Below are 12,103 nucleotides of genomic sequence, written 5' to 3' on the forward strand. Positions count from 1 at the left end.
TACCGGGCGGGCGCGCGGGCCGCCGCCCGGGTCACCGAGGACCGGCAGCAGGCCGACCGCACCCCGGCCGACCTCACGAAGCCGACGCCGCCCGGGGGCCGAGCCGCCCCGGAAGCCGACAGCCCCGGATCCGCACCCGGCACCGACGCCACGGACCCGGGCACGAACACCGACGGCACCGACACCGCTCGCGACACCACCGGCAGCGCTCGCGGCACCACCGGCACCACCCCCGACGCCCACGCCCTGCCCTTCCAGCGCTCGGCCCCCGGTGCTCCCGACGCCCCCGCCACCCCCCGACTGACCGCACCCTGGGGCAGCCCCGCCGACGACCCCTACGACGACGAGGACGACGAGGACGACGAAGAGGGCCCCCGGCCGCCCGGCCGTCGCGTTCACCTCGCGGGGACCTGGGACGACGGGCCAGGGTCGGGGCGGTCCGTCTCCGCGGGCGGCTCCGGCGCGGACGCGCTGCGCGCCGACTCCCGGCGGCCCGGACCGCCGGCCCCCGCGCCCAAGCAGCTCGCCCGCACCGCACCGCCCCCGGACGGCCGGGCCGCCTCCCGAGCCTGGGAGGACGCCGTCGCGGGCGGTGGCGAACCCGCCGTCTACCGCGGCCCCACCACCCCGCTCGCCGCCGAACGCGCCCGCCAGGCACGGATAGCCGTCGTCGGAGCCGTCACCGAGCGCTGGGCCCCCGAGCAGGCGGGCCCGGTCCACGACAACTGGCAGCTCGCGCCCCCGATCGGCCCCTCCACCGACCTGTGGGCGCTCGGCGCGCTGCTCTACCGCGCCGTCCAGGGCCACGCCCCCTACCCCGAGGAGAACGCCGCCGAGCTCGTCCAGATGGTGTGCGGCGAGCCGCCCGCCTTCGCCGAGGAGTGCGGCCCGCTGCGGCCCGTCGTCGAGTCGCTGCTGCGCCAGGACCCCACGGAGCGGCCGGACTTCGAGGAGCTGCGCGGCTGGCTGCGCTCGCTGGTGCGCTCCGCGCCGGAGCCGGAGGCGGGCGCCGATGTCGTCCCGCTGCCCGCGCCCGACGCCACCCGGCTCCCCGTCGTACGCCGCAGGGGCGAGCTGGTCCGTCGGCGCCGGGGCCGTTTCGGCGGCGGGGCCGCGCACGGCAGGCACCGGCAGGGGAAGCGTCAGCAGCCGCCGAAGCAGCGCGGCGGCGGCAAGCAGCGCGACCGCCACGACTCGTTGCTGCCGCCCGACCGGTCCGTGCGGATGCCCATCGAGTCCTGGGAGGAGGAGCGCCCGGCCCGTGCGCCGCGTGCGCCCAAGGGCCCCCGGGTGCTGCGGGAACCGCCGCGCCGGGGCGAGGGTTCGTCCTCGCCGCGCAGTCTGGGCCGGCTGCTGCTCGTCCTGATCCTGCTCCTGATGGCCGCCGCCGTCGCGTACGCGGTGATGTTCCTGCCGAAGCAGGGGGAGGGTGAGGACAGCGGCGCGCCGACGTCGCCCACCGGCTCCGCCGCACCGCCCGCCGCCTCGGGGGAGCCCGAGCCGTCCGCCTCGTCGGACAAGTCCGCCGATCCCGGCTCCCAGCAGCCGCAGACCAGCCGGTCGGCGGTCGCGCTCGCCTCCGGCTACACGCTCCGCAAGGACGCGGAGGGCTTCGAGGTCGGCGTACCGAAGGACTGGCAGCGCAGCCCCGCCAACGCGGACCGTCAGATCCGCTACGGCAGCGACGGGTTCACCCTGCTCGTGGTGCCCGGCCGGGACACGGTGAAGGCGGGCGGCAGCGATCCGCTGGACTACCAGCGGAACAAGGAGCCCGAGCTCCAGCCGTTCCGGGACTCCAGCTGGTCCTCCTCGTCCGGGCTGCGCCGGGTCGACGTCGGCCGGCAGGCCATGGCCGAGGGGCAGTTCACCTGGCAGGAGAGCGGCGGGCGCGAGGTGTACGTCCGTAATCTCGCGATGATCGTCGACGGCAGGTACCACGTCATCCAGGTCATCGGGCCGGAGAGCGACCGGGACAAGGTCACCGAGATCTACGAGCAGGCCATCGCCTCGTACCGGGTCGACGCCTGACCCGCCGGCCCCGGACGCGCCTGACCGCACGTCATCGTGAGCGCCCCGTCACGGGCGTTGTGCGGTGTCGACAACCATCACAGTGCGGTCTCGTGGGCGATCCCCGGTTCCGCCTTTCCGCTCCGCCTCCGTAATCTGGCAAGCCGAGGAACGGGGCGGGGACATCACGTGGATCGATCACAGGGCACGGACGCGGGACCGGTGCTGGCGGGGCGCTACCGGCTGGGCGACGTCCTGGGCCGGGGCGGCATGGGCAAGGTCTGGCGCGCCCACGACGAAGTGCTGCACCGCACCGTCGCCGTCAAGGAGTTGACCGCCGGGCTGTACGTCGCCGAGGCCGACCGGCTCGTCCTGCACGCCCGGACGCAGAAGGAGGCGCGGGCGGCGGCCCGCATCACCCACCCCGGCGTCGTCACCGTCCATGATGTGATCGAGTACGACAACCGCCCCTGGATCGTCATGCAGTACGTCGACGGGCCCTCGCTCGCCGACGCCGCCAAGGAGAGCGGCGAGGTCGCCCCGCGCGAGGCGGCCCGCATCGGGCTGCATGTGCTCAGCGCCCTGCGCGCCGCCCACGGGGCCGGGGTGCTGCACCGCGACGTCAAGCCCGGCAACGTCCTGCTGGCCCGCGACGGGCAGGTGCTGCTGACCGACTTCGGGATCGCCGCGATCGAGGGCGACTCCACCATCACCCGTACCGGCGAACTGGTCGGCTCCATCGACTACCTGGCCCCGGAACGGGTACGCGGCGGCGACCCGGGACCGGCCTCCGACCTCTGGTCGCTGGGCGCGACGCTGTACACGGCGGTCGAGGGCACCTCCCCGTTCCGCCGTACGTCCCCGATCTCCACCATGCAGGCCGTCGTCACCGAGGAGCCGCCCGCCCCGGTCAACGCCGGACCGCTCGGTGCCGTGATCATCGCGCTGCTCCGCAAGGACCCGGCCGACCGCCCCACGGCCGCCGAGACCGAGCAGATGCTGCTGGACGCCATGGAGGGCCGCGAACCCCGCGCGGCCCATGCGCATGTGCCGACCCAGCGCTTCCCCGAGGACGCCCGGTACGCCCACCCGGACGCGAACGGCCCCGGCGGCGCGAACGGCTCCCGCGCCTCGGACGGCTCCGACGGCGCCACCGCCCGGCTGCCCGGAACGGCCCCCGCCCCGGCCGCACCGCCCGCCACCGGCCCCGACCACGCGAACCCGGCCGGCGGCCCCGCCTCCGCCCCGGTGACCCGGCGCGCCGGATCCCGGTGGCGCACGGTGCTCGTCGTGGTCGTCGCCGCCGCCGTCCTCGGCGGCGCGGGCGGACTGTTCGCGATGAAGTACGGGGACGGCTCGGAGACCCCGGGCGGCACGGACGGCGGTACGTCCGCGGGCCGTACCCCGCCCGCGAAGCAGACCACCCCGGAGCCCACGGACCCCGCCCAGGGCGCACCGGAGATACCCGACGGCTGGCACCGGGTCGACGACCCGGCGGGGTTCAGCCTGGTCGTGCCGAAGAGCTGGACCCGGCAGTACCAGGACGGCCAGATCGACTACACCCCGGACGGCGGGGCCCACCGGATCCGCATCAGCGTCGACCCGGACCCGGACTTCGACCATCCGTATCTGCATATGCAGAACATGGAGGACCAGCTCTCCGGGCGGCTGCCGGGCTACCAGCGGATCGGGATGGAGAAGAACACCTTCCGCGACCGGCCGGGCGCCCTCTGGGAGTTCACCTGGAACGAGACCAAGGACCATCCCGGGCCCCGGCACGGGATCGACCAGATGTACTACGGCGGCTCCGGCGGACCCGAGTACGCGCTGTATCTGACCGCCCCGCAGGAGGGCTGGGAGGACAGCCGGAAGAAGTTCGACATCATGCTGCGCAGCTGGAGTGCCCCGAAGACGTGACCGTGAGCGCCCGATGCCCTGCCCGGGTCGCCGAACGGTCACGGCTCTGCATCCACCGGCCGCCGCCGGTGGTGCCCGGCCCGGCCCGTGAACCAGGATGGGCGCATGACAGATCACGGGGGACGGGCGAACGAGCCCACCAGCTACGGACTCCAGCCACCGCACGCTCCGGGCGGCTCCGGCGCGCAGCATCCCGCGCCCCCGGCGTACATCCCTTCCCCGACCGCCCCGGCGAGCGCCCCCGACCATGCGGCGAACCGCCTCATCGGCGGCCGCTACCGGCTGCTGGCCCGGCTCGGGCACGGCGGAATGGGCACGGTGTGGCGGGCGCACGACCAGGTCGTCGACCGCGAGGTGGCCGTCAAGGAACCGCGCGTACCGGAGCACCTCGGCGAGCGTGAACACAGCACCGTGCACCAGCGCATGCAGCGCGAGGCGCGGGCCGCCGCCCGGATCGACCACCCCTCCGTCGTCACCGTCCACGACGTGGTGATCGAGGACGGCAAGCCGTGGATCGTCATGGAGCTGGTGCGTGGCCCGTCGCTCGGCGACCGCCTCCAGGAAGGCACCCTGGACCCCCGCGAGGCGGCCAGGATCGGTCTCGCGGTACTCGACGCCCTGACGGCCGCCCACGCGATCGGCATCCTGCACCGGGACGTCAAGCCGGACAACGTCATGCTCGGCACCGGCGACCGGGTCGTCCTCACCGACTTCGGGATCGCCCAGGTCGAGGGCGAGCAACAGCTCACCGAGACCGGCGCGTTCGTCGGCTCGCCCGAGTACATCTCGCCGGAGCGGGTCCTCGGGCAGCGCCCCGGTCCGGAGTCGGACCTGTGGTCGCTGGGCGTCGTGCTGTACGCGGCGGTCGAGGGGATGTCCCCGTACCGCCGCTCGCACACCCCGGCCACCCTCCAGGCCGTGCTGTCCGCCGAGCCGCAGGCGCCCGCCCGCGGCACGGGCGCGTTCGGCACGCTCGTCATGCAGCTGCTCCGCAAGGACCCGGCCGCGCGCCCGCCGGCCGCCGAGGTCCGCCGGACGCTCCAGCAGCTGGCCGCCCCGGCCCCGGCGCCGGTGACCTCCGCGTACGGACCGGTCACGGCCGGCGGTGGCGGCGGCAGCAAGTGGGTGCCGCCGGTGCTGCACCGCAACCGCGTCGCCCAGTTCGCCCTCGGCGGCGGGGCGCTGGCGGTGGTGGTCGCGCTCGTGCTGATCCTGCTGAACCCGTTCGCGGGCGACGGACCGCCCGAGAGCTGGCAGATCCGGCCGGAGAACGAGGTCCTGTCGGCGGACGTGGCCGTGCCGGAGGAGTACAAGCGGGTCCAGGACGACGACGGCGAACTGGTCTGGTACGCGGACCCCAGCGGCGTCTTCGAGATCGACTTCTGGCACCGCGCCCCGAAGAGCGACGACGCCTTGGACGACAACCCCGGCGCCGACCCGGCGGCCCGCAAGACGTACTACGAGAAGGGCGGGGCGAACACCACCCAGATGGAGGACGCCACCGTCACGTACGAGGACGCCACGCACCAGGGGCGGAAGGCGGTCGAGATGAACACCGAATACACCCCCTACGCCTCCTCCGACGACGACCCGGTGCGCTACCGCTTCCGGGAGCTGCTGATCCCCGGCGAGAAGAAGAGCGACCCCTACTGGCATGTGCGGGTGCGGATGCCCGCGAAGGGGCAGGCGGCGAAGGACGGCGACGCGATCTTCACCGAGGTCACCGAAGGACTGAAGATCCACGCTTCCTGAGAAGGCCGGGAGTTCCCCGCTTCCCGAGGCGCCGGAAAATTCACGCTTCCCGGTCGTCGCGCGTCGGTCGTCGCCGGGCGGTCGGCCGCATAGCCACTGATCAGCGGTTATGTCGCCAGCGATCACTGGCTCGTTCGAGGAGGGCGTCGGACGGGGGTGGCGGGTCCTGTGAAAAACTGTTACCGACGGGTACCCAAAGGCTGCGGCTGGACATACTCTCGGCCTCATGACGGACTCGCAGGCCCCTGACGCCCCTCTCGGTACGAACCCCGTGGCGGTCGCCCCCGCCGGTGTGCGCACCGCCGCCGACGTGGTCACCCCCGAGGTGATCGCCCAGCTGACCCGTGGCGTCGTCGGGTCGGGTCGCACGGCCAACCACACCCCGTTCACCGGGGAGAAGCTTGCCGACCTGCCCGAGTCCACCCCCGAGGACGTGGCCACCGCCTTCGACCGGGCCCGCGCCGCTCAGCCGGTCTGGGCCGCCGTACCCGTACGGCAGCGGGCCGCCGTCCTGCTGCGCTTCCACGACCTCGTCCTGAGCCGCCAGGCCGAGGTCCTCGACCTCATCCAGCTGGAGACCGGCAAGGCCCGCCTGCACGCCCACGAGGAGGTGCAGGCCGTCGCCGTCGCCGCCCGCCACTACGGGCGCAAGGCCGCCTCCTACCTCAAGCCCCGCCGCCACACCGGTGTCGTCCCGACCCTCACCAAGGTCACCGAACTGCGCCAGCCGCGCGGCGTCGTCGGCCAGATCGCCCCCTGGAACTACCCGCTCGAACTCTCCGTGGGCGACGCCCTGCCCGCGTTCGTCTCCGGCAACGCCGTCGTGATGAAGCCCGACACCGAGACCGCGCTCACCGCTCTGTGGGCCCGCGATCTGCTGATCGAGGCCGGGCTGCCCGCCGAGGTCTTCCAGGTCGTCCTCGGCGAGGGCCCCGTCGTCGGCCCCGAGGTCGTCAGCCGCGCCGACTACGTCTCCTTCACCGGCTCCACCCGCACCGGCCGCGAGGTCGCCGTCGGCGCGGCGTCCCGCCTGGTCGGCGTCTCGCTGGAGCTCGGCGGCAAGAACGCCATGCTCGTCCTGAAGGACGCCGACGTGGAGAAGGCCGCCGCCGGAGCCGTCCGCGCCTGCTTCTCCTCCGCCGGACAGCTCTGCATCTCCATCGAGCGGCTGTACGTCCACGAGTCGATCGCCGACGACTTCGTCCAGCGCTTCGCCACCCGGACCCGGGCCATGCGGCTCGGCAGCGCCCTCGCGTACGGGGCCGACATGGGCTCCCTCGTCGGCGAACGCCAGCTGGAGACCGTCACCCAGCACGTCGACGAGGCCGTCGAGAAGGGCGCGACCCTCGTCGCCGGCGGCGTCGCCCGCCCCGACATCGGCCCGCTCTTCTACGAGCCGACCATCCTCGACGGCGTGGAAGCGCCGATGTCCGTCTGCACCGAGGAGACCTTCGGGCCGGTCGTCGCCATCTACCGCTTCAGCGACGAGGACGAGGTGATCGCGCAGGCCAACGCCACCCCGTACGGCCTCAACTCCAGCGTCTGGACCACCGATTCCCGGCGCGGCCACCAGGTCGCCGCCCGGCTGCGCACCGGCACCGTCAACATCAACGAGGGGTACGCCCCCGCCTACGGCAGCGTCCAGTCCCCGATGGGCGGCATGAAGGAGTCCGGCCTCGGCCGGCGGCACGGCTCCGAGGGCATCCTCAAGTACACCGAGGCCCAGACCGTCGCCCAGCAGCGGCTGATCCCGCTCGCGCCCGCCTTCGGGATGGACGACGAGAAGTACGCCGCGTTCATGACCCGCAGCCTCAAGGCGATGAAGGCGTTCCGGCTGCGCTGACCGCCGTCGCCGATGCCGTAGCGGCTCCGGCAGGCCGTAGCGGCTTCCGCCCTTTTCGTACCGATTCCGTTCCGAGGAGTGCCATGTCCCAGGACAGCCCTGCCCAGAAACAGGCCGTGAGCCCTGCGCCGGCGATCCCTGTTCCGGCCGAGGACGACGCCGCGTACGACTACGACGTCCTGGTCGTCGGCTCGGGCTTCGGGGGCGCGGTGTCGGCGCTCCGGCTCACCGAGAAGGGCTACCGCGTCGGCATCCTGGAGGCGGGCCGCCGCTTCACCCCCGGCACGCTCCCCAAGACCTCCTGGGACCTGAAGAACTACCTCTGGGCCCCGGCGCTGGGCCTCTTCGGCATCCAGCGCGTCCACCTCCTGGGCAACGTCATGGTGCTCGCCGGGGCCGGGGTCGGCGGTGGATCGCTCAACTACGCCAACACGCTGTACGTGCCGCCCGCCCCGTTCTTCGAGGACCGCCAGTGGGCCTCGATCACCGACTGGCAGGACGAGCTGAAGCCGTACTACGACCAGGCCCGCCGGATGCTCGGGGTCCGCCTCAACCCGACCATGACCCCCTCCGACATCCACCTCAAGTCCGCCGCCGAGGCCATGGGCGTCGGCGACACCTTCCACCTGGCCCCGGTCGGCGTCTTCTTCGGCGACGGCAAGGACGCCGACGGCACCGCGAAGGCCAAGCCCGGCGACACCGTCCCGGACCCCTACTTCGGCGGCGCGGGCCCGGCCCGCAAGGCCTGCACCGAGTGCGGCGAGTGCATGACCGGCTGCCGCCACGGCGCGAAGAACACCCTCAACGAGAACTACCTCCACCTCGCCGAGAAGGCCGGAGCGGTCATCCACCCGATGACCTCCGTCGTCGGGATCACCGACGACCCCGAGGGCGGTTACCGGGTCCTCACCGTCCCCACCGACCGCCGCCGCAAGGCGAAGCCCACGAAGCTGCGCGCCCGCAAGGTCGTCGTCGCGGCGGGCACGTACGGCACCCAGACCCTGCTGCACGCCATGAAGGACCGCGGTCTGCTGCCCCGGCTCTCCGCGAAGCTCGGCGAGCTGACCCGCACCAACTCCGAGGCGCTCGTCGGCTCCCAGACCAGCGACCGCCGCTACCGGAAGAAGCACGGCATCGCGAAGGCCGACTTCTCGCAGGGCGTCGCGATCACCTCCTCGATCCACCCCGACGACAACACCCACATCGAGCCCGTCCGCTACGGCAAGGGCTCCAACGCCATGGGCGCGATGTCGATCCTCCAGGTCCCCTACGGGGCCCACCGGGTGCGCGGCTGGCTCGCCAACATGATCAAGCACCCCACCCTCGCCGCGCGTTCGCTCTCCAACCACCACTGGTCCGAGCGCACCATCATCGGCCTGGTCATGCAGTCGCTGGACAACTCCCTGACCACGTACCGCAAACCGGGCGGCATCGGAAAGGGCCTGCTCACCGCCCGCCAGGGCCACGGCGCGCCCAACCCGACCCAGATACCCGAGGCCACCCGCAGCGCCACCCTGCTGGCCGAGGAGATCAACGGCTTCGCCGGGTCCAACGTCGGCGAGCTGATGGGCACCCCGCTCACCGCCCACTTCCTCGGCGGCTGCCCGATCGGCGCGAGCGCGGAGGAGGGCGTCATCGACCCGTACCACCGCCTCTACGGCCACCCCGGCATCAGCGTCGTCGACGGCTCCGCGGTCTCCGCCAACCTCGGCGTCAACCCCTCGCTGACCATCACCGCCCAGGCCGAGCGCGCGATGTCCTTCTGGCCCAACAAGGGCGAGGCGGACCCGCGCCCCGAGCAGGACGCGGCCTACGAGCGGCTCACCCCCGTCGAACCGCTCGCGCCCGCCGTGCCCGAGGAGGCGTTCGGCGCGCTGAAGCTGCCGTTCCTGGGCGTGCCCGTGGTGCCGCCGAAGGGGACGGCGGAGGCCGGGGCGGACGTGAAGGGCGTCGGGAACACCCCCGTACCCAATCCGTGATCCGTGCCCAATCCGTGATCTTGGGGAGGGCAACTGTTCGGGGAGCTGCGCGGTCGAACCCGTACTGCCTCACAGCAGTCACACAGCTCCTGCCGCGTACCAGAAGGTCCCCGATGACACGCTTCTCCCCGAGAACCGCCCTGCACCGCGCAGCCGGTTCACTCGCCGCCGCGGGCCTGCTGGCCGTGGCCTCGCTCGCCGGGGCGGCCGCCCCGGCGAACGCCGCCGACCTCCCGGTGCTCGCCCTCGGCGGCCCCGCCGAGACCGCTCTGCACCCGTACCCGGAGAGCGGTGAGGCGCAGCGGTCCACGGCCGAGTTCACCGTCAACCACCCGAGCGGGGACGCGGAGGACGACGACTACGAGACCGAGTTCACCGTCACCTTCGACCTCAGCGGCATCGCGGGCGTCGCCGACGCGGCGGTGGAGGACACCTCGGACTGCGAGATCACCGGCACGAAGGCGGTCTGCACGGACCGGGGCATCTGGGCCGGCCTCCGGGGCATCGACGACCTGCTCCTCACCGCCGCCAAGGGCAGCGAGGTGGGCGACACCGGCACGATCACGGTGACCGGACAGTCGAAGGGCGCGACCTTCACCCCGTTCACCACCAAGGTCACCGTCGGCGGCCCCGACCTCGTCATGGAAGAGCTGCCCTTCAAGGAGCAGACGAACCCGGGCGACAAGCAGCAGGCCCCGATCACCTTCACCAACCGGGGCACCCGGGCCGCCGACGGCGTCCTCCTCGGCCTGGTGTACTCCCGCGGCCTCGACATCCCCGAGCGCTACTCCAACTGCGAGTACACCGAGGACGACCCGGCCTCCCGGGGCATCGGCTGGACCACCGCCCTGTGCTCGGTCGAGGGCTCCTTCGAGGTGGGCGAGACGTACACCCTGGCGACCCCGCTGACCATCGAGGTCACCGACCGCGCCTACTACGACATCTTCGTCTACGGCATCCACGAGGACAGCGCCGCCCAGCGCACCGCCCAGCGCGCGGGCGCCCCCTTCGAGCGCGGCTCCGGCAGCGTGCTGAAGGCGGTCCCGGTGAAGGCGGAGAAGAGCGCGGCCGCCGCCCGCGGCGGGGACCTCGACCCGTGGGACAACCAGCACGAGGCCGACTTCCGTACGAAGAACACGGCCGACTTCGTGGCGTACGGCGACAAGGTGGCCGGGGCCGAGGGCTCCACCGTCACGGCCGACATCGGCTTCCGCAACGAGGGCCCGGCGTGGATCGGCCACCTCCGCTCCGGCGAGCCCGTCGCCTCCCTCGACTTCACCGTCCCGCAGGGCGCGACCGTCACGGCGAAGCCGGACCTCTGCCGCGCGGTGACCGCCGCCGGTGGGTACCGCGAGGACCAGACGAGCCCCGCGCCGCGCTACGTCTGCGGCCGCTCCGCGATCGTGAAGGACGGCGGCGGCCTCGACCTGTCGTTCGAGCTGCGGATCGACAAGAGCATGGTCGGCGCGGAGGGCGCGGTCACCGTCCGCAGCCCCTGGCTCCAGGACCCGAAGCTGCCGTTCGACCCGAAGCCGGCCAACAACACCGCGTACCTGATCCTGAACGGTGAGGGCGAGGGCTCCGACTCCGGCGGCTCGACGGGCGGCTCCGACGGCGGCTCCGGCGAACCGTCCACCCCGCCGACCTCGGCCCCGGACCCGGCGGAGAGCCCGTCCGGCACCCCCGGACCCTCGGCGTCCACCACCTCCGCCGGAGGCGCGGCGGGCACGACCGGTGGCTCCGGCGGCGGGGGCGGCCTGGCCTCGACGGGGTCGGTCGCGCTGATCGCCTCGGGCACGGCGGCCGCGGCGCTGGCGGCGGGCCTGCTGCTGTTCACGGCGGCACGGCGACGGTCCGCCGCGCGGCACGCCTGACGCCTGACCGACGGCGGAGGGGGAACAGGGCCTCCGCCCGGACGTTCCGATGCGGCCGACCCGGGCGTCCCCGGGTTCGGCCGCATATGGGGTGACCGGGCTGCTGTCCCCTGCGGACCGGTCACTTACGCCGGGTCGTGGTCCCACGACGCACCTGCAGTACGTCACACTTCCCGGCGGAGCCACGCGTGGTTTCCTACCGATGCCGCCCCTGGTTGGCACGGACATCAGGACCAACGAAGGCACCGCGCCCCCGGTCACGCGCCGTACGGGTGAGACGGGGTCCGAACGCAGATACGGCCCCTGTCCGGCAAGCGGAGAACCGTTCCCGCGGAGGTTTTCCCGGCGGTCTTCCCGGAGGTCCTGCCGGGGGTCCTGCCTGGGGCCTCACACCCGGCCGCGGCACAGTTCCAGGAGCGTCATCGCCAGCGCGGTGCCCGGCTTGCCCAGCGCGTCCCTGTAGTGGCCGAGCACGGCCGTCTCCCGGGAGAGGTTGACCCGGCGGCCGCCGGAGGTGATCCGGGCCTGCTGGATCACCGCCGAGACGGCCATCCGTTCCTGGACGAGACCGATGATCCGGTCGTCGAGGGCGTCGATGCGCTCCCGGGCGCCGCCGATCAGGGCCGCGGCCTCGTCGGTGTGGGCGCCGGTGGCCGTGGTGGTGTCCGTGGCGGTGGTGGTGCTGCTCATGGTGGTGACTCCCGGTGGGGTGACGGCCCCCCGGAGCTACC

At 73.4% G+C, this 12,103-nt stretch carries 6 protein-coding genes and 1 pseudogene; 6 read left to right on the forward strand and 1 reads right to left on the reverse strand.

The annotated features are described in order from the left end of the window. The 6 genes and pseudogenes from G3I54_RS08370 to G3I54_RS08395 form a co-directional block, all read left to right on the forward strand. Positions 1–2,028: pseudogene (locus G3I54_RS08370) on the forward strand (serine/threonine protein kinase); the annotation flags it as partial. Between the two features lie 168 nt (positions 2,029–2,196). After that, a complete protein-coding gene (locus G3I54_RS08375) occupies positions 2,197–3,924 on the forward strand; it encodes a serine/threonine-protein kinase (RefSeq protein ID WP_164612610.1) in 1,728 nt (575 codons plus the stop codon). Between the two features lie 105 nt (positions 3,925–4,029). After that, the gene (locus G3I54_RS08380; protein ID WP_164612611.1) at positions 4,030–5,676 is read left to right on the forward strand and encodes a serine/threonine-protein kinase; all 1,647 of its coding nucleotides are present in this window, start codon (positions 4,030–4,032) and stop codon (positions 5,674–5,676) included. Positions 5,677–5,902: 226 nt separating this feature from the next. Continuing rightward, entirely contained in the window at positions 5,903–7,519 is a 1,617-nt protein-coding gene (locus tag G3I54_RS08385) for a succinic semialdehyde dehydrogenase (protein ID WP_164612613.1), read from the forward strand. Between the two features lie 83 nt (positions 7,520–7,602). Continuing rightward, positions 7,603–9,498: a GMC family oxidoreductase gene (locus tag G3I54_RS08390; RefSeq protein WP_164612615.1), complete on the forward strand. Its 1,896-nt coding sequence runs from the start codon at positions 7,603–7,605 to the stop codon at positions 9,496–9,498. A gap of 113 nt (positions 9,499–9,611) precedes the next feature. Further along, positions 9,612–11,372, forward strand: coding sequence for a peptidase (locus G3I54_RS08395; protein WP_164612617.1), 1,761 nt, complete (start codon positions 9,612–9,614; stop codon positions 11,370–11,372). A gap of 387 nt (positions 11,373–11,759) precedes the next feature. Here the strand turns inward: G3I54_RS08395 and G3I54_RS08400 are convergent, their stop codons facing one another. Then, positions 11,760–12,062 carry a chorismate mutase gene (locus G3I54_RS08400; protein WP_098025327.1) on the reverse strand — a complete coding sequence of 101 codons (303 nt, stop codon included), beginning with the start codon at positions 12,060–12,062 and terminating at the stop codon, positions 11,760–11,762. Positions 12,063–12,103: the final 41 nt, after the last annotated feature.

Origin of the sequence: Streptomyces sp. SID14515 (assembly GCF_010548505.1) — a bacterium.
Lineage (GTDB): Bacteria > Actinomycetota > Actinomycetes > Streptomycetales > Streptomycetaceae > Streptomyces > Streptomyces caviscabies.

Bases quoted from the DNA above. Each gene is read 5' to 3' on its own strand.
- G3I54_RS08390 (WP_164612615.1), top strand. From the start codon at position 7,603: ATGTCCCAGGACAGCCCTGCCCAGAAACAGGCCGTGAGCCCTGCGCCG.
- G3I54_RS08395 (WP_164612617.1), top strand. From the start codon at position 9,612: ATGACACGCTTCTCCCCGAGAACCGCCCTGCACCGCGCAGCCGGTTCA.
- G3I54_RS08380 (WP_164612611.1), top strand. From the start codon at position 4,030: ATGACAGATCACGGGGGACGGGCGAACGAGCCCACCAGCTACGGACTC.
- G3I54_RS08385 (WP_164612613.1), top strand. From the start codon at position 5,903: ATGACGGACTCGCAGGCCCCTGACGCCCCTCTCGGTACGAACCCCGTG.
- G3I54_RS08400 (WP_098025327.1), bottom strand. From the start codon at position 12,062: ATGAGCAGCACCACCACCGCCACGGACACCACCACGGCCACCGGCGCC.